Raw genomic sequence first — 17,972 nt, 5'->3', positions numbered from 1 at the left:
GCGGAGAGGGGCGTGACGGGTGATTTTCAGACTGCCAACGGTCTTAACCACCCACCCACAGAGTCGGCAGTCGGAAAATCATCCAGCCCCCGGAGCGGCCACCCCCGCAGCCACCCCCGGCGAACCCCACCCACCCGAAAGCCCACGCCCCCGCCCCAAGCCCCGCGCAGCGGCCCCCATCCGCCCCACCCCAGTGGCACCCACCCCTCCCCCATGCGAGTGTGGCGGACAGCACCAAGGACCCCTCCCGGTAAGACCCGCACGGTAAAGGGATGAGCGATGGAACGACCCCGGATCCTGATCGTGGGCGGTGGCTTCGCCGGCCTGGAGTGCGCCCGCCGCCTCGAACACAAGCTGGCGCCCTCCGAGGCCGAGATCTCGCTGGTCACGCCGTTCAGCTACCAGCTCTACCTGCCGCTGCTGCCGCACGTCGCCGCCGGCGTCCTGACGCCGCAGTCGGTGGCGGTGTCGCTGCGCCGCAGCCTGCGCCGGACCCACATCGTGCCCGGCGGGGCCATCGGGGTGGACCCGGTGTCCAAGGTCTGCGTCGTCCGGAAGATCACCGACGAGGTGATCGCGCAGAAGTACGACATCCTCGTGCTCGCCCCGGGCAGCGTCACCCGCACGTTCGACATCCCGGGCCTCACCGACTACGCCCGCGGCATGAAGACGCTCGCCGAGGCCGCCTACGTCCGCGACCACGTGATCGCCCAACTCGACCTGGCCTCCACGACGCTGGACCAGAACGAGCGCGAGTCCCGGCTGCAGTTCGTCGTGGTGGGCGGCGGCTACGCGGGCACCGAGACGGCGGCCTGCCTGCAGCGCCTGACGACCGCCGCGGCCCGCCGCTACCCGCGACTGGACGCGCGGCAGATCAAGTGGCACCTGATCGACATCGCCCCGAAGCTGATGCCCGAACTCGGCGACGCCCTCGGCACGGCGGCGCTGGAGGTGCTGCGGGCGCGCGGCATCGAGGTGTCGCTGGGCGTGTCGGTGGCCGAAGTCGGCGCCGAGTCGGTCAAGTTCACCGACGGCCGGGTGCTCCCCTGCCGGACGTTGATCTGGACGGCGGGCGTCGCCGCGAGCCCGCTGATCGGCACGCTGGACGCGGAGACGGTGCGGGGCCGGATCGCGGTGACGGCGGAGATGCGGGTGCCGCAGTTCGACGGGGTGTTCGCGCTGGGCGACGCCGCGGCCGTCCCGGACCTCGCGAAGGGCGACGGCGCGGTGTGTCCGCCGACCGCCCAGCACTCGGCCCGGCAGGGCCGCGCGGTGGCGAACAACGTGATCGCCTCGCTCCGCCACCAGCCGCTGGAGCCGTACTACCACAAGGACTTGGGCCTGGTGGTCGACCTGGGCGGCAAGGACGCGGTGTCGAAGCCGGTCGGCGTCGAGCTGCGCGGGGTGCCGGCGCAGCTGGTGGCCCGCGGCTACCACCTGATGGCGATGCGCACCAACGTGGCGAAGTTCCGGGTGGGCGCGAACTGGCTGCTGAACGCGACGGCCGGCGACGACTTCGTCCGCACGGGCTTCCTGGCCCGCCAGCCCGCCCGACTGCAGGATTTCGAGTACACGGACGCGTACTTGACGAAGGATCAGGTCCGCGCACACGCCCAGGCGCTGCTCGCGAAGGGCTGAGGACCCCGAGGGGCCCTGGCCTCCCCCGTTCCACACGGGGAAGGCCAGGGCCACGTCGCGCCACGTCACATCGGGTCACATCACGTCACATCGCAAAACGTCACTCGGCGGCCAGGTACATCCCGCTCGCGTCCTGCCCGGCCGTGTTGCGGCACGCGTAGTTCCCGCTGCTCCGCGCGAACAGCTGGGTGAGGCAACTGCCCAGCGCCTGCTGCCCGTAGTAGTTCGGGTGCATCGACTCCTGCAGCGCGCCCTGGGTGGTGTTGAGCCCGCCGTCGAGGAAGCGTGCCCACTCGCTGGTGGCCGCGGACGGCGCGGCGTCCGTGGTCGGCTGCTGGGTGGCCGTGGAGCAGACCTCGCGCCCCTGCAGCATGTCGGAGATGTCGAGGAACTGGACGCCCTTGGCCGCGGCGACCTGCGCCAGCGCCTTGGAGACCTGCGGCACCATCGAGTCGCGCGCCCAGTCGGCGTCGCCGTCCCAGAACGGGCAGCCGCCGGTGTTGGAGCGGGTCCAGCCGCTCTCGGGGTAGCGCATCTCGGAGCTGCGCGGGATCGGGGACGGGTAGGACTGCAGCACGAGACGGTAAGTCCCCTGCCCGTAGCCCGCGTTGGACATCACCGCACGGATCTCGTCGATCGCCTTGCCGACGCCGGCCATCGCCGCCGGCATCTTCGAGTCGATCGCGGACTGCTGCGAGCCGTGGCAGTAGCTGTACCAGACGAGGTAGTCCTGGACGCAGCTGGAGATGACGCCGGAGAACCCGAGGTCGTTGCCGCCGATCGACAGCGTGATCAGCTTGACGTCGTTCTGCGCGGCCACGGCGGCGAGCTGGTCGGCCTGCGGCGCCTCGCCCTTGAGGGACTGGCCGCCGTTGGAGGCGCGGAAGACGTTGTTGGTGACGGCGCCCGAGCAGGCCAGGTTGATCTGCTTGGCCGCCACCGAGGACGCACCGGTCACCTCGGCGACGTCGGAGCGGTCGCAGCCGTTGGCGGCGGTGGCACCGTAGACGGCGCTCGGGTCGTAGGAACTTCCGTTCCAGGCACGGTCGGTGCCGCTCCGGTCGCCGCTGCCGTCGGCGGAGTTGCCCATCCACCGGCCGGCTTCGCCGGAGATGTAGCTGTCACCGAGCGTGACGCTGGCGGTGGGCCCGCTCGGCACCGCGGCGGAGGCGGCGGAGGCGGGCGCGGCGACGGCGACACCGCCGCCGATCGCGAGCGGGAGGGCGAAGGCCGCGGTGAGCAGCCTGCGGGCGAGTCGCGGGGTCGTGCGGGTGTTTCTCGAACCGTTTTCGGGCACGGCGGAACTCCTGCGGCTCGGTCTCCCCGTGGTGTGGGGACGGGAAGACGCGTGTGAGGGTAGGCCGCCGGCGCCGGTGGCGCGATGAAGATGGCATGACAGAGCTGGTTACCGCTAGGTACGTGCAGCAGGTTTCCCGCTTTGTTACCCACGGGTTCAGACCAGCCCCCACCCGCTCGGCCACCGATCCCCCTCCCCGAACCCCCTCCCCGAACCCCCGCCCCGGCCACCCGCACCCGCCGCACCCGCGACACCCGCACCCGCCACACCCGCCGCACTCACACCAGCCGCGACCCGCCCCCGCCCGCCCCGAGCACCGCCGCGAGGTCGTCCGCCAGCCGCGGCGCCTCGTCCGGCCGGAGGTCGGCCGTGGTGATCCGGATCCCGGGCGGCGACTGGATCCGGTACCGCGCGCCGGGCGCCGCGACCCATCCGCGCTGCACGAGCGCGGTGAGCGCGGAGGTCTCGTCCGGCACGGGCACCCAGACGTTCAGCCCGCTCTCGCCGTGCGCCGCGATGCCGCGCGCCGCGAGCTCGCCGAGCAGCGCGTCCCGGCGGGCCCGGTAGACGGCGGCCACGGTGGCGACGGGCGCCGCGTCGGTGCGCCAGAGCTCGGCGACCGTCCGCTGGAGCAGCTGGCTGACCCAGCCCGCGCCGAGCCGCAGCCGCCCGGAGACACGCCCGATGGTGTCCGCGTCACCGACCGCGACGGACAGCCGCAGGTCGGGCCCGTACGCCTTGGCCGCCGAGCGCACGACCGCCCAGTGCCGCGAACCGGCGCCGGCCAGCGGGTGGTAGGCCTGGTCGACCATGCCGTGCCCGTGGTCGTCCTCGATCAGCAGCACGTCGGGGTGCCCGGCCAGCACCTCGCGCAGGGCCGCGGCCCGGGCGGCGGTGAGTGCGGCGCCGGTCGGGTTCTGGGCCCGGCTGGTGACGATCACGGCGCGGGCGCCCTCGTCGAGCGCCGCGGCGAGCGAGTCGGGCAGCGGGCCCTCGTCGTCGAGCCGGACGGGCGCGGGCCGCAGGCCCATCGCGGGCAGCAGGTCGAGCAGGCTGCCCCAGCCCGGGTCCTCGACGGCCACCGCGTCGCCGGGGCGCAGCCGGGTGCCGAGGATGCGCTCGACGGTGTCGAGGGAGCCGGAGGCGACGGCGATCGGGCCGCCGGGCAGGCCGTCGGCCCCGAAGGAGGCGCGGGCGAGGGCGAGCAGGCCCGGGTCGACGGAGGGGTGACCGTAGAGGACGGGTTCGGCGCGGGCCGCCTCCGCCGCGGCGGCGAGGGCCGGGGCGAGGTCGGGCAGGAGGGCCGGGTCGGGGTTGCCGGCGGACAGGTCGCGGGCGTGCGGGGGCACGGGCACGCGGATCTGGTCGCGGGTGGTGAGGGCGGGCCGGGGCAGGATGCGGCTGCCCTTGCGGCCGGCGGTCTCGATCACGCCGCGGTCGCGCAGCAGGCGGTAGGCGGCGGCGACGGTGTTGGCGTTGACGCCGAGCTCGGCGGCGAGGTCGCGCAGCGGGGGCAGCGCGGTTCCGGGCGCGAGCTGCCCGCCACTGACGCCCTGTTCGATGTGGGCCGCGATTTCGCTGGCGCGTCGCCCTTTCAGCGGATAGTCTCCTAGCACAAAGCAAATTATGCACTAGTACATAGAGGTTTGTCATGTCGGTCCCTGCCACGGACAGCACCACGTCGGACGCCACCGCCACCACCACCTCGGCCTCCGCCGCCGGTGCCACCTACGCCCGCACCGCCCGCACCACGCCGACGCGCTACAAGGACCGCGCCACCTGGGAGCGGGACGCGATCCACGCGATACTCGACAGCACCTACCTCTGCCACCTCGGCTTCGTCGCCGACGGCGCACCGGTCGTCCTGCCGACGATCTACGCCCGCGTCGGCGACCGCCTCTACGTCCACGGCTCGACGGGCAGCCGCCCGATGCGCGGCGCCAAGGACGACGAGGGCCTGAAGGTCTGCGTCACCGTCACCCTCGTCGACGCGCTCGTGCTGACCAAGTCCGCGTTCAACCACTCCGTCAACTTCCGTTCGGTGGTGGCGCACGGCACCGCCCACCAGGTCACCGACCCGGAGGAGCTGAACGTCGCCCTGGACGCGCTGGTCGACCAGACCGTCCCCGGCCGCTCCGCCGAGGTCCGCCCGGCCAACGCCAAGGAGCTCGCCGCCACCGCCGTGATCCGCCTCGACCTGGACGAGGTCTCCGCCAAGTCCCGCGACGACGGCGCCAACGACGAGCCGGGGGACGTCGACCTGCCCTACTGGGCCGGCGTCGTCCCCGTCACCAGCGGCTTCGGCACCCCCGCTCCGGCCGCCTCCACCACCGTCCCGCTCCCCGCGCACCTGCGCGAGCTGGCCGGCTGACGAAGGCACCCCGCCGATGCACGACCAGACCCAGATCCAGACCCAGAACGAGAACGAGAACGCGTCATGCTGATCCGCTCCTGGGACCGCGGCGACGAGGCCGAGTGGCGCGCCTGGCTCGCCGAGGGCCGGGACTTCGGCCTGCTCGCCGCCAACGGCGGGCAGGGCGAAGGCCCCGTCCTGGTCCCGACGCACTTCCTGCTCGACGCCGACCGCGGCGAGATCCTGCTGCACCTCGCCGCGCCCAACCCGCTGCTCGCCGCCGTCCGGGCCGACCCGCACGTCACCCTCGCGGTCACCGACGGCTACGCCTTCGCCCCCGGCCACTGGCGCGGCGCACCCGGCACGCCCACCAGCTACTACGCGTCCGTCCACTTCCAGTGCGCGGCGGAGATCGTCGAGTCGGCCGCGGGGAAGGCCGAGATCCTCAACCGCCAGCTGGCACACTTCCAGCCCGAGACCCCGGACACCCGGGTCGTCCCGGGCGAGGGGGAGTTCTCCCGGCTGCTCCCGGGCCTGCGCGGACTGCGCCTGACGGTCCTCCAGGTGCGCGCCAAGTTCAAGTACGACGACAAGAAGCCGGCCGACGAGCAGCACGCGATCGCCGACCGCCTCGCCGAACGCGGCGGCGGCCAGGACACCCTGGCCCGCACCCAGCTGCTGCGCCGCAACCAGCGGCGCACCGCCGGCTGAGCCCGCGTCACCCCGGAGCACACGGGCCGCACGCCCCACCCCGCGCCCAGCGCCCCGCGCCCGACCACAGGCCGCACACCCGGCCACCCCACCACCCGGCCACCCGGCCACCCGCCTGACACGGCATCACCCGATCGGCCCACGAAACCGGGCCTCGGCCCCCCGCCACTGGTCGAATGTGAGACGTACCCTGCCCGCCCGGCGGAGCCGGCGGCCCCGCACGCCGCCGTCCCCGCCGGGCGGGCCCGTCCACCTCGGGGAGCGCGCGTGTCCACAACCAACACCCGGTCCACCGCCGGAGAGGCCCACCTCGGACACGTCGTGTTCATCTCCGCGGCCGCGGCGATGGGCGGTTTCCTGTTCGGCTACGACAGCGCCGTGATCAACGGCGCGGTCACCGGCATCCAGAAGCACTTCGGAGTGGGCAACGGCGAGACGGCGTTCGTCGTGGCCATCGCGCTGCTCGGCTCGGCCGCCGGCGCGGTGGCCGCCGGCCGGCTCGCCGACCACCTCGGCCGGGTGCGCACGATGCTGCTGGCGGCGACGCTCTTCGCGATCAGCGGCCTCGGCTCGATGTTCCCGCCGAGCATCCAGGTGCTCGCCACCTGGCGCGTGGTCGGCGGCGTCGCGATCGGCATCGCCTCCGTCATCGCCCCCACCTACATCGCCGAGGTCGCCCCCACCGCGTACCGCGGCCGGCTCGCGTCGTTCCAGCAGATGGCGATCGTGCTCGGCATCACCGTCTCCCAGCTGGCGAACTGGGCGCTCAACCAGGCCGCCGGCGGCGAGTCCACCGGCCACCTCGGCGGCGTCCAGGCCTGGCAGTGGATGCTCGGCGTCGAGACCATCCCGGCGCTGGTGTACGGCCTGATGGCGCTCGCCATCCCCGAGTCGCCGCGCTTCCTGATCGCCGACCACCGCGAGGCGCAGGCCCGCAAGGTGCTCAGGGAGGTCGAGGGCGAGGACGTCGACCTGGACGCCCGGGTCGCCGAGATCCGCGCGGTGCTGGAGTCCGCGCACAAGCCGCGCCTGAGGGACCTGCTCGGCGGCCGCTTCGGCCTCCTGCCGATCGTCTGGGTGGGCATCGGCGCCTCGGCGTTCCAGCAGTTCGTCGGCATCAACGTGATCTTCTACTACTCGTCGCTCCTGTGGCAGTCGGTCGGCATCAACGAGTCCAACTCGCTGCTGATCAGCCTCTCCACCTCGATCGTCAACGTGATCGGCACGGTGATCGCGATGGTGCTGGTGGACCGGATCGGCCGCAAGCCGCTCGCCCTCGCCGGCTCGATCGGCATGGCGCTGGCGCTCGCCACCGCCGCCTGGGCGTTCTCCTACCGGCACGGCACCGGCGACACCGCGACGCTCGACAACACCCACGCCACCGTCGCCCTGGTCGCCGCGCACGTCTTCGTGCTCTGCTTCGCCTTCTCCTGGGGCGTGGTGGTCTGGGTGCTGCTCGGCGAGATGTTCCCCAACCGGATCCGCGCCCTCGCCCTGTCCGTCGCCGCCTCGGCCCAGTGGATCGCCAACTGGGCCATCACCGTGAGCTTCCCGGACCTCGCCGACTGGAACCTCTCGGCGACGTACGTGATCTACGCGGCCTTCGCGCTGCTCTCCATCCCGTTCGTGGCCTTCTGCATCAAGGAGACCAAGGGCCGCGCCCTGGAGGAAATGGGCTGACCCCGACCCCCACCGACGCCCCCCAACGGTCCCCACCGACGACCGCCGCAGGACGACCGCCGCACGCGGCCCGACCCACCGAGAGGAAGCCATGCCAGACCAGGGCGGCTCCCGGCAGAACCTCACCTTCCCGAGCAACGGCCGCACCGCGCACGGCTACCTGGCCCGCCCGCCCCAGGGCGTCGGCCCCGGCCTCGTCCTCGTCCAGGAGTGGTGGGGCCTCACCACCCACGTCGCCACGATGGCCGACCGCTTCGCCGCCGAGGGCTTCACCGTCCTCGCGCCCGACCTGTACGGCGGCGCGACGACCCACGACGGCGCCGAAGCCGCCCGCCTCAAGCGCGAGCTGCCCGTCGAGCACGCCGTGACGGACCTCGCCGGCGCCGTCGACCACCTGCTCGCCCTGGACGGCGTCGTCGGCGACGCGGTCGGCGTGGTCGGCTTCTGCATGGGCGGCGGCTTCGCGCTGCTGCTGGCCGCCCGCGCGGGCGACAAGGTGTCCGCCGCCGTCCCCTTCTACGGCCTCCCGCCCGACCCGGACTTCGACTACCGCGGCCTCACCGCCCACGTCCTCGGCCACTTCGGCGAGCACGACCGCTCGATCCCGATGTCCGCCGTCGACGAGGCCGCCACCCGCATCGGCGAGGCCACCGACATCCGCCCGGAGATCCACTTCTACCCGGCCGGACACGCCTTCATGAACGACGAGAACCCGCTCGGCACCTACGACGCCCTCCAGGCCCGCACCGCCTGGCGCCGCACCCTGAGCTTCCTCCGGGGCCACCTCGGGTGACTCCCGCACCCGGCTCCGCGAGCGCCCCCTGCGCCCCGCGTGCGCCCTGCGTCCGCCAGGTGGTGCGCAACCACCGGCGCACGCGGTTCGTCCGACCAGGTGAGTCATTCACCACCACCTGGGGGGCCACTGGTGCCGAAGCCTCTGCTGTTCCTGGACGTCGACGGCGTCCTCAACCCGGTCTGCCCGCACCCGGACGCCGGGTTCGACGCCCACACCCTGCTCGGCTACTCGGTCCTGCTCTCCGCCCGCCACGGCGACTGGCTGCGCGAACTCGCCGACACGTACGAACTCGTGTGGGCCACCACCTGGGAGGAGCACGCCAACACCCACATCTCCCCCGCGATCGGCCTGCCCGAACTCCCCTTCGTCCGCTTCACCGGCTACGTCCCGCAGCCCGGCGACCCGCGCGTCCCCCTCATGCAACTGTTCTCGTCCCGCAAGTGGGCCCCACTGCTGCGCTACGCCGGAGGCCGCCCGTTCGCGTGGATGGACGATGTCATCCCCCAGCGCCTGGTGCGCAATTCACTGTGGCGCCGCGACCGCGTCCTGCTGCCCATCGACCCCGGCCAGGGCCTGGAACGCCGCCACGTCGACCGACTCCTCGCCCGCCCGCCGAGGTCCCAGAGCAAGCTGACGCTCAAGGGGTAGGCAGCACAGGCTCAAGGAGTAGGCAGCTAGCTCAAGGAATGGGCACCAGGCTTAAGGAGTGGGCAACCAGCTGACGTGCCCGGCGAGCAGCGCGTACCCGACGAAGGCCACCGTGTCGATCAGCGCGTGCGCCACCACCAGCGGCATCACCCGCCCCCACCGCCGGTAGGCCAGGCAGAACACCGCGCCCATGACCATGTTGCCGACCAGCCCGCCGACGCCCTGGTACAGGTGGTACGAGCCGCGCAGCACCGAACTCGCGACCAGCGCCGCCGGCCACGACCACCCCAACTGCCCGAGCCGGCGCAGCAGGTAGCCGAGGACGACGACCTCCTCCAGGATCGCGTTCTGCCACGCGGACAGCACGAGCACCGGCACCCGCCACCACACGTCCGGCAGCCCCGACGGCGCCACCGTCAGGTTGTACCCGGCCGCCTGGGACGCCAGGTACAGCAGCAGCCCGGACCCGCCGATCGCGGCGGCGACGCCCGCGCCCCGCCCGAGGTCGCGCAGCTTCTGCCGCAGGTCGAAGCCGAGCACGCGCAGCGCCGCGCCCTCGCGCACCAGCAGGTAGCCGACCAGGACGACGGGCATCAGCCCGCGCCCGATGTAGTAGAGCTGCCAGGTCAGGTCGAGCCACGGCCGCCCGGGCGCCCGTGAGCCGTTCAGGGTCGCGACCTGCTGGCCGAGCGAGAGCGGCGCGGTGAGCGAGCCCGCGAAGTCGATGACCGCGCTGATGCCGCTGGCCCCGAGCGACAGCCCGAGGACGATCAGCAGCTCGGCACCGAGCAGCCGGCGCGTGGGCCGGGCGGTCTCCGGTTCGGTCGGGACGGTGGTCACGGGCGGGCTCCAGTGCGGCGATCAGGCCTCCGGCCGTCGGCCGACCACCGGGGCGATCATCCTGACACAGCGGCCGCGCGATCCGGCCGGCGGGCACTGGTGCCGTGGCCGGACGGGTCCACCGCGTTGCGGCTCCCGGCCACGGCGTTACCCCACCGCGTTGCGGCTCCCGGCCACGGCGCTACCCCACCGGCCAGGTGTGCACCGGCTCGCCGCCCCGCATGTGCTCGATGTACCGCCGGGTCATCGCCGCGAGCGCCGCCGGCCGGTCCATCCCGTACCGTTCCCGCAGCCGGTGGAAGGTCGCGCTCTGCCAGGCCGCGCCGTTGGTCCGCCGCAGGCAGCGCTGCTCGATGATCCCGAGGTAGCGGTCCCGGTCGGCCGGCTCCACGCCCCACGCGTCCAGGCCCTGGTAGGCCATCGGCAGCAGCTCGCCGAGCACCAGGTCGACGGCGGACACCGTGGTCAGCCCGCCGCCGCGCCCCGCCCGGCCCGAGCGCGGCCACTGGAAGACGGCGTCGACGCCGTACCGCGCCGCCTGCCGGAAGTTCTCGTCCGCCCGGTCGAACGGCAGCCTGGTCCACACCGGCCGCGACTGCTCGGCCAGCACCCGCACCACCCCGTAGTAGAAGGCCGCGTTGGCCAGGGTGTCGGCGACCGTCGGCCCGGCCGGCAGTGCCCGGTTCTCCACCCGCAGGTGCGGCACCCCGCCGCTCACGTCGTACACCGGCCGGTTCCACCGGTAGATCGTCCCGTTGTGCAGCCGCATCTCCGCCAGCCGGGGCGCGCCGCCGGAGGCCAGCACCTTCAGCGGGTCCTCGTCGTCGCAGATCGGCAGCAGCGCCGGGAAGTAGCGCAGGTTCTCCTCGAACAGGTCGTACGCCGAGTCCACCCAGCGCTCGCCGAACCACGTGATCGGGCGTACGCCCTGCGCCTTGAGCTCCGCCGTACGGGTGTCGCAGGCCTGCTGGAACAGCACCGGCCTGGTCTCGCGCCACAGCTCCCGCCCGAACAGGAACGGCGAGTTGGCGCCCAGCGCGAGCTGCGGCCCGCAGATCGCCTGCGCCGCGTTCCACACCGAGGAGAACCGCTGCGGCGTCACCTGGAGGTGCAGCTGGAGCGAGGTCGCCGCCGCCTCCGCGACCATGGTGATCGACTCCAGCTGGAGGCGCTCGACGCCCTCGATGTCCAGCGAGATGTCCTCGCCGCGGGCGGCCAGGATCTGGTCGCTCAGCAGGCTGTACCGCTGGTTGTGGGACATCGCGTCCAGCCCGGTGTGGTCGTGCTCCAGCGTCGGCAGGATGCCCACCATGACGATCCGCGCGCCGGCCTCGGCCGCCCGCCGGTCGGCGTAGCGCAGCCCGGTGTCGATCTCCTCGCGCAGTTCCTCGAAGACGTGCCCGCCCAGCCGGTGCGGCGCGATGTTCACCTCGATGTTGAACCGGCCGAGCTCGGTCTGGAAGTCGCTGGAGCCGATCGAGCTCAGCACCTGCGCGTTGCGCATCACCGGCAGGCCCTGCTCGTCGGCCAGGTTGAGCTCGATCTCCACGCCCATCACCGCGCGCGGGCGGTCGAAGCGGTCCTCCTGCAGCATCCGCCCGAGCGCGTCGAGGCAGGCCTGGAGCTTTCGTCGGTACAGCTGCCGGTCCGCCAGATCCGCACGCGTCGCCACGACCTTCTCGCCCATGGTCCCCTCCTCCTGAGCCACCGGCCGACCGACCGTGCCAGACATCATGCCCGCCCGGAAGATCGATACCCGAAGGCGTGTACTGGCTTGCAATGCAAGGAAACTGACGACTATTCAGAGTATCTGCCGACTTGCCCGGCGCCACCGCCTGTGATAAACAGGTCACCCTGCGCACCTGTTCGATAGAATTCGCACTGCGCTCCGGCCGGTCCGCTCCCCGCCCCGAGGCCCTCGTCGAGGGCGGCGACCGCGCCGGCTCCGCGATCCTGCACAACCGGACACGGCCAGGTCCCGTCACCGTTGACACACCGCGCCACGCCGGTATGCCGCACTCGCACGCCGATCTCACACGGAGAGGCGACCTCGCCATGACACTGCAGACCCCGCAACCCCCACCGAGCGCCCTGCGCGCGGTCCTCGCCGCACTCGACTCGGAGACCGCGCTGCGCCAGCCCGCCGCCGCAGCGCTGCGTCATCCGGCCGGCCCCCTGCTGCCCGCCCACCCGCTCGCCGTCCACGTCCTGGACGGCCCGCACCCCGAGCTCACCGCCGCCCGCCGGACGGGCTGGCGCTTCCTGATCAAGGACGGCGCCGACGTGGCCGCCGCCGCCGAAGTGGTGCTGGACATCGAGGGCCACACCTTCTCCCACTTCACCGCCGGCCCCTACCTGGACTCCACGGTCCGGGCGCTGCGCCAGGCCTGGCAGCTCGCGCAGGGCTCCCGGGTACGCCACCAGCCCCGCCTGCTGACCTTCCCCGGCCAGTACGCGACGGCGCTGTGGCTGCACAGCCCCGACACCGGCCCGGCCGCCGACCTGCTGATCCCGCTCGCCCCGGCCCCGCTCGGCGTCACCGCGCACCGCGCGTACCCGGCCGCCGAGCTCCTCCCGCTGCTCGCACGCGCCCCCCTCGCCAAGCCGCTGCTCCTCGGCACCTCCTGACCCGGACACCCCTGGCGACACCCCCGACCCCAGGGCTCTCCGGACCTCTCACCCACCCGGACGGGTCACCGTCCATGGCCCTGATGGGTCACCTTGCGCCTGACCCGTCTGTGCGTATTTCGCCACCAGCCCCACCTGAACGGGTGATCTCTGCGCGGGAGTTGTGGCGCATGTCACCAAATCGCTGCGCGCACGTCCGCAGATGCCGACACTGGGAACCAGCGTGGAAGGACCACCTGTCCTACCCACTTGAGCGCCGCTCAACACCTGGTCGGCGCGCGGACAGGATCCGACTGCGCGGCGGTTCCCGACGGCTCGCCGTCGGCGGCCGCCCCACGGGGAGGATCGCAGAGCGAAGCGAGGGTACGCATGTGCCAGCACCGTCCTGAGTGCCCGTCGGCCGAGTCCGAGGACCGCGAGGCTGCCGTCCCGGTGGCCTGCCACCCGGAGCAGGGCTGGAGCCTGCTCTGCAACGGTGTCCTCATGTTCGAGGACACCGGAGAGCTGCTGCCCGACGGCCGGGTGATCGCACCGCGCCGCCCGGTCGCCCACGCGGCCTGACCCGCAGTCCGACCCGCGGCCTGACCCGCGGTCCGACCGTACGCACGCACCATCAGCGGGGGCAGTCCACGAGAACGGGGCAGGGCCCCGGCGAACGCACCGCCGGGGCCCTGCCACTCACGCCTGCCGGATCCGGCTCAGACGCCGTACTCGTCAAGCGGCGGGCACGAGCAGACCAGGTTGCGGTCGCCGTACGCGCCGTCGATCCGGCTGACCGGCGGCCAGTACTTGTCCGCCGGGTTCACGCCCGCCGGGAAGACGGCCTCCTGCCGCGAGTAGCCGTGCGCCCAGTCGCCGGCCAGGGTGGCGGCGATGTGCGGGGCGTTGCACAGCGGGTTGTCGTCGGCCGCCCACTCGCCCGAGCCGACCTTGTCGATCTCGGCGCGGATCGCGATCATCGTGTCGCAGAACCGGTCGATCTCGTGCAGGTCCTCCGACTCGGTCGGCTCGATCATCAGCGTGCCGGCCACCGGGAACGACATCGTCGGCGCGTGGAAGCCGTAGTCGATCAGGCGCTTGGCGATGTCGTCCACCGTCACGCCCGTCTCCTTGGTGAGCGGACGCAGGTCGATGATGCACTCGTGCGCGACCAGCCCGCCCGGCCCGGTGTAGAGCACCGGGAAGTGCGGGGCCAGGCGCTTGGCGATGTAGTTGGCGTTCAGCACGGCGACCTGGGTCGCGTGCTTGAGGCCCTCGCCGCCCATCAGGCGGACGTACGCCCAGGAGATCGGCAGGATCGCGGCCGAGCCCCACGGCGCCGCCGAGATCGGGCCGACACCGGTGGCCGGGCCGGCCTCCTCCTGCAGCGGGTGGTTCGGCAGGTACGGCGCCAGGTGGGCGCGCACCGCGACCGGGCCGACGCCCGGGCCGCCACCGCCGTGCGGGATGCAGAAGGTCTTGTGCAGGTTCAGGTGCGAGACGTCCGCGCCGAACTTGCCCGGCTTGGCGAGGCCGACCAGGGCGTTCAGGTTGGCGCCGTCCACGTACACCTGGCCGCCGGCCTCGTGCACCAGGGCGCAGATCTGGGTGATCTCGGTCTCGTACACGCCGTGGGTGGACGGGTAGGTGACCATCAGCACCGACAGGCTGTCGCGGTGCTTCTCGATCTTGGCCTTCAGGTCCTCGACGTCCACGTCGCCGTCGACGAGGGTCTTCACCACGACGACCCGCATGCCGGCCATCACGGCGGAGGCCGCGTTGGTGCCGTGCGCGGAGGACGGGATCAGGCAGACGTCGCGCTGGGTGTCGCCGTTGGCGTGGTGGTAGGCGCGGACGGCCAGCAGGCCGGCCAGCTCGCCCTGCGAACCGGCGTTCGGCTGGATCGAGACGGCGTCGTAGCCGGTGACCTCGACCAGCTGCTGCTCCAGCTGGCGGATCAGGGTCAGGAAGCCCTGGGCCTGGTCGATCGGCGCGAACGGGTGCAGCTGGCCGAACTCCGGCCAGGTCACCGGCTCCATCTCGGTGGTCGCGTTGAGCTTCATGGTGCAGGAGCCCAGCGGGATCATGCCGCGGTCCAGCGCGTAGTCCCGGTCCGACAGGCGGCGCAGGTAGCGCAGCATGGCGGTCTCCGAGCGGTGGCTGTGGAAGACCGGGTGGGTGAGGTACTCGTCCTCGCGCAGCAGCGCGGCGGGCAGCGCCTCGGCGGTCTCGGCGGCCTCGACGGCGGGCACGCCGAACGCGGCCCAGACGCCGGCCAGGTGCTCACGGGTGGTGGTCTCGTCGGTGGAGACCGAGATCCGGTCCTCGCCGTCCTGGTACACGTTGATGCCGTTGGCGCGGGCGGCGGCAGCGATCTCGGCGGCGCGGCCCGGGACGACGGCGGTGACGGTGTCGAAGAACTCGCCGTGCAGCAGCTCGACGCCGCCGGCCCGCAGGCCCTCGGCGAGGGCGGCGGCGTAGCGGTGGGTGCGGCGGGCGATGTCGGCCAGGCCGTCCGGGCCGTGGTAGACGGCGTACATCGAGGCCATGACGGCGAGCAGCACCTGGGCGGTGCAGATGTTGCTGGTGGCCTTCTCTCGGCGGATGTGCTGCTCGCGGGTCTGCAGCGCCAGGCGGTAGGCGCGGTTGCCGTCCGAGTCGACGGAGACGCCGACCAGGCGGCCGGGCAGCGAGCGGGCGTACTCGGCGCGCACCGACAGGTAGCCGGCGTGCGGGCCGCCGAAGCCCATCGGCACGCCGAAGCGCTGCGAGGTGCCGCAGGCGATGTCGGCGCCGAGCGCGCCGGGCGACTTGAGCAGGGTCAGCGCCAGCAGGTCGGCGGCGACCGCGACGATCGCGCCGAGGCCGTGGGCCTGCTCGATGACGGGGGCGAGGTCGCGCACGACACCGGTGGCACCCGGGTACTGGAGCAGCACGCCGAAGACGCCGCGCTCGGCGATCTCGGCCGGGATGCCCTCGGAGAGGTCGGCCACGACGACCTCGACACCGGTCGGCACGGCGCGGGTGTTGATCACCGCGACGGTCTGCGGCAGGGTCTCGGCGTCGACGAGGAACACGCCGCCCTTGACCTTGGTGACGCGGCGGGCCAGCGCCATCGCCTCGGCGGCGGCGGTGGACTCGTCGAGCAGCGAGGAGCCCGAGGTGGGCAGGCCGGTCAGGTCGGAGACCAGGGTCTGGAAGTTGAGCAGCGCCTCCAGGCGGCCCTGGGAGATCTCCGGCTGGTACGGGGTGTACGCGGTGTACCAGGCCGGGTTCTCCAGGACGTTGCGCAGGATCACCGGCGGGGTGAAGGTGCCGTAGTAGCCCAGGCCGATCATCGGCTGGAGCACCTGGTTGCGGCCGGCCAGTTCGCGCAGCTCCGCGAGGACCTGGGCCTCGCTGCGGCCGGCGGGCAGGTCCAGACCCGTGATGGAACGGATCGCCTCGGGCACGGCGGTGGCGGCGAGCTCGTCCAGCGAGCCGTAGCCGACCTGCGCCAGCATCTTCTCCTGCGCGGCGGCGTCGGGGCCGATGTGGCGGTTCTCGAAGGGGCTGGCCTGCTCGAGCTCGGTGAGGGTGACGGCGCCGCTCGGGCGTCCCGCGTTCGACTGGGCGTTCATGGTGGTCGAGGCCTCCTGGTCACGGACCGGCGGGGGTACGCACGCCGGTCGGCCTGCACCGCTGCGGACAGCGGGTGGGCCTGGTGGCGGGCGGACCCGACAGGCCTCCCCCTCTGTCATCGGGACCTGAGAGCTTCGCCCGCGCGGCGCGCTGTGGGCGCTCCGCCGGCTTGCACCGTCGGTGAGGGTGGTGGCCGTCGGCTCCCTCGCCGGCGGTCCTGCCCTGCTTTCCAGAGTGACCTATCCCACACGGTACGGATGCCTGAGAGATTCCGGGGAGGAGTTGCTCCTTCGGCGCCCCGGCCAGCGGCTTTCGCCTTCGGGGACTCTCCCGAGCGGGCTCGGCGGTCGCGGCCCAGGGTACCAGCGGGAGCCCGTTCGATCACGGGTGTATCCGGTCACCCGGGGTCTACGCGCGTCCCCCGAACGGCCCACCCCGCAGCCCGTCCGGACGCACCCCGCTCGCGGCCGTCCGGTTGATGGCTTTTGGTGTGAAGTGGCGGACGGCACGGCTGCTCCGGCCGCCGTCCTGCGGGAGTTCCGCAGGCGCAGCGCACTGGAGGAAAGAGTGCAAACCGATATCGACCCCCGCGACCTCATCGGCCACAAGGCGGTCGACCGCAACGGAGACAAGATCGGCACGGTCGACGAGGTGTACCTGGACGACGCCACCGGCCAGCCCGAGTGGGCCGCCGTCCGCACCGGCATCTTCGGCCGGGACGCCTTCGTCCCGCTCACCACGAGCGAGTTCTCCGGCGACGAGCTCCGCGTGCCGTACGACAAGTCGCTGGTCAAGGACTCGCCGGACTTCGGCGTCGGCCAGCACCTGTCGCCGGCCCAGGAGCTCCAGCTCTACCGCTACTACGGCCTCGACACCCCGGTGAACGGCCGGCCGGTGAACGGCGACGCCGGACCGCCGCAGCCCGACCTCGACTTCGGCACCACCGCGGCCGCCACCACGACGACCGTCGCCCCCATGACCACGACCACCCTCACCACCGCTCCCACCACGACCGCCACGGAGGCCCACGTGCGGACCCTCAGCACCCCCGCGCCGACAGCCGCCCCGATGGCGGCCGCGACCACGACCGCCCAACCCCCCGTCGCCCAGCCCGCCGTCCAGCCCAAGCCCCAGAACGCCCCGGCGACCGAGGCCCCGTCCGCCCCCAGCGGCCCGGTCGAGATCACCTGCCGCGAGGAGCGGCTGGACATCACCACCGAGTGGCACGTGCTGGGCACGGCGAAGCTGCGCAAGTACGTGACGAGCGAGCAGGTCGAGCGCCGGGTCCCGGTGGTCCGCGAACGCGTCCGGGTGGAGCGGATGCCGGTGGGCGACGCCGAGCGGGCGGCCCTCACCGAGAAGGAGATCGCCGAGGCGGTGGAGGAGGTCACCCTGCGCGAGGAGCGCCCGGTGGTCCGCAAGTACCTCGCCCCGATCGAGCGGGTCCGACTCGTCGTCGAGCGCTACACGGCGGAGGAGGTCATCCACGACGAACTCCGCCGCGAGAACGTCGAGGTCCACGACGACACCCCCGCCACCCCCAACGGAGCCCCCAACGGCACCCCCACCCCCAACGGCGCCTCCCTCCGCCCCCTGTCCTGAACCGCACCACCCAAAGGCTCCCGGCCCCCACCGGGAGCCTTTGCCATGCCCACCGACTCCCCCATCCCAACTCCCCACCCCCAGCCCGACCACCCCCGTCCGCCACACCGCACGACGCCCCACCCGACGACCCCCCTCCGCCAAACCACACCACTCCCCCCCCCCCCCCCCCCCCCCCC

14 protein-coding genes, 1 pseudogene and 1 riboswitch are annotated in these 17,972 nt (G+C 73.0%); of the genes and pseudogenes, 10 read left to right on the top strand and 5 right to left on the bottom strand.

Going from position 1 to position 17,972, the window contains the following annotated elements; genetic code table 11:
- The first annotated feature begins 279 nt into the window (after positions 1-279).
- Complete coding sequence (locus ACFVU9_RS43200) at positions 280-1,638, top strand: NAD(P)/FAD-dependent oxidoreductase (protein ID WP_380445890.1); 1,359 nt, start codon at positions 280-282, stop codon at positions 1,636-1,638.
- 100 nt (positions 1,639-1,738) lie between these two features.
- Here ACFVU9_RS43200 and ACFVU9_RS43195 read toward each other — a convergent pair whose 3' ends face one another.
- Positions 1,739-2,935 (bottom strand): GDSL-type esterase/lipase family protein, encoded by a 1,197-nt coding sequence (locus ACFVU9_RS43195; RefSeq protein WP_387603160.1) that lies wholly within the window; start codon positions 2,933-2,935, stop codon positions 1,739-1,741.
- A 278-nt stretch (positions 2,936-3,213) separates the two neighbouring features.
- Complete coding sequence (locus tag ACFVU9_RS43190) at positions 3,214-4,551, bottom strand: aminotransferase class I/II-fold pyridoxal phosphate-dependent enzyme (RefSeq protein ID WP_387603157.1); 1,338 nt, start codon at positions 4,549-4,551, stop codon at positions 3,214-3,216.
- Between the two features lie 35 nt (positions 4,552-4,586).
- On the opposite strand from ACFVU9_RS43190, the gene ACFVU9_RS43185 reads away from it, so the two are divergent.
- The 5 genes from ACFVU9_RS43185 to ACFVU9_RS43165 all read left to right on the top strand — a co-directional run bounded on the left by ACFVU9_RS43185 (position 4,587) and on the right by ACFVU9_RS43165 (position 9,123).
- Complete coding sequence (locus ACFVU9_RS43185) at positions 4,587-5,306, top strand: pyridoxamine 5'-phosphate oxidase family protein (RefSeq protein WP_387603154.1); 720 nt, start codon at positions 4,587-4,589, stop codon at positions 5,304-5,306.
- 66 nt (positions 5,307-5,372) lie between these two features.
- A complete protein-coding gene (locus ACFVU9_RS43180; protein WP_387603152.1) occupies positions 5,373-5,999 on the top strand; it encodes an FMN-binding negative transcriptional regulator in 627 nt (208 codons plus the stop codon).
- A 345-nt stretch (positions 6,000-6,344) separates the two neighbouring features.
- Entirely contained in the window at positions 6,345-7,679 is a 1,335-nt protein-coding gene (locus ACFVU9_RS43175; RefSeq protein ID WP_387603164.1) for a sugar porter family MFS transporter, read from the top strand.
- Positions 7,680-7,770: 91 nt separating this feature from the next.
- Complete coding sequence (locus ACFVU9_RS43170) at positions 7,771-8,472, top strand: dienelactone hydrolase family protein (protein ID WP_387603149.1); 702 nt, start codon at positions 7,771-7,773, stop codon at positions 8,470-8,472.
- A gap of 132 nt (positions 8,473-8,604) precedes the next feature.
- Positions 8,605-9,123: an HAD domain-containing protein gene (locus ACFVU9_RS43165; RefSeq protein ID WP_380448335.1), complete on the top strand. Its 519-nt coding sequence runs from the start codon at positions 8,605-8,607 to the stop codon at positions 9,121-9,123.
- Between the two features lie 51 nt (positions 9,124-9,174).
- Here ACFVU9_RS43165 and ACFVU9_RS43160 read toward each other — a convergent pair whose 3' ends face one another.
- Entirely contained in the window at positions 9,175-9,963 is a 789-nt protein-coding gene (locus ACFVU9_RS43160) for a CPBP family intramembrane glutamic endopeptidase (protein ID WP_380448333.1), read from the bottom strand.
- A gap of 181 nt (positions 9,964-10,144) precedes the next feature.
- Positions 10,145-11,650, bottom strand: a complete 1,506-nt coding sequence (locus tag ACFVU9_RS43155; protein WP_380448332.1) for a glutamate--cysteine ligase — start codon at positions 11,648-11,650, stop codon at positions 10,145-10,147.
- 368 nt (positions 11,651-12,018) lie between these two features.
- On the opposite strand from ACFVU9_RS43155, the gene ACFVU9_RS43150 reads away from it, so the two are divergent.
- The gene (locus tag ACFVU9_RS43150; protein ID WP_380448330.1) at positions 12,019-12,591 is read left to right on the top strand and encodes a hypothetical protein; all 573 of its coding nucleotides are present in this window, start codon (positions 12,019-12,021) and stop codon (positions 12,589-12,591) included.
- A 369-nt stretch (positions 12,592-12,960) separates the two neighbouring features.
- Complete coding sequence (locus ACFVU9_RS43145) at positions 12,961-13,152, top strand: DUF5999 family protein (protein WP_313766696.1); 192 nt, start codon at positions 12,961-12,963, stop codon at positions 13,150-13,152.
- A 137-nt stretch (positions 13,153-13,289) separates the two neighbouring features.
- Here ACFVU9_RS43145 and gcvP read toward each other — a convergent pair whose 3' ends face one another.
- Complete coding sequence (gcvP, locus tag ACFVU9_RS43140) at positions 13,290-16,190, bottom strand: aminomethyl-transferring glycine dehydrogenase (RefSeq protein WP_380448329.1); 2,901 nt, start codon at positions 16,188-16,190, stop codon at positions 13,290-13,292.
- Positions 16,191-16,430: 240 nt separating this feature from the next.
- Positions 16,431-16,534, bottom strand: a riboswitch (glycine riboswitch).
- A 224-nt stretch (positions 16,535-16,758) separates the two neighbouring features.
- Here gcvP and ACFVU9_RS43135 point away from each other — a divergent pair.
- Positions 16,759-17,139, top strand: a pseudogene (locus ACFVU9_RS43135) (PRC-barrel domain-containing protein); the annotation flags it as partial.
- A gap of 27 nt (positions 17,140-17,166) precedes the next feature.
- The gene (locus ACFVU9_RS43130) at positions 17,167-17,793 is read left to right on the top strand and encodes a YsnF/AvaK domain-containing protein (protein WP_380499349.1); all 627 of its coding nucleotides are present in this window, start codon (positions 17,167-17,169) and stop codon (positions 17,791-17,793) included.
- The last annotated feature ends 179 nt before the right edge of the window (positions 17,794-17,972 follow it).

The sequence above is a fragment of the Kitasatospora sp. NPDC057936 genome (assembly GCF_042887525.1).
Taxonomy (GTDB): domain Bacteria; phylum Actinomycetota; class Actinomycetes; order Streptomycetales; family Streptomycetaceae; genus Kitasatospora.
Note: the sequence above shows the minus strand (reverse complement) of the source record. Positions and strands in the feature narration are given on the sequence as shown.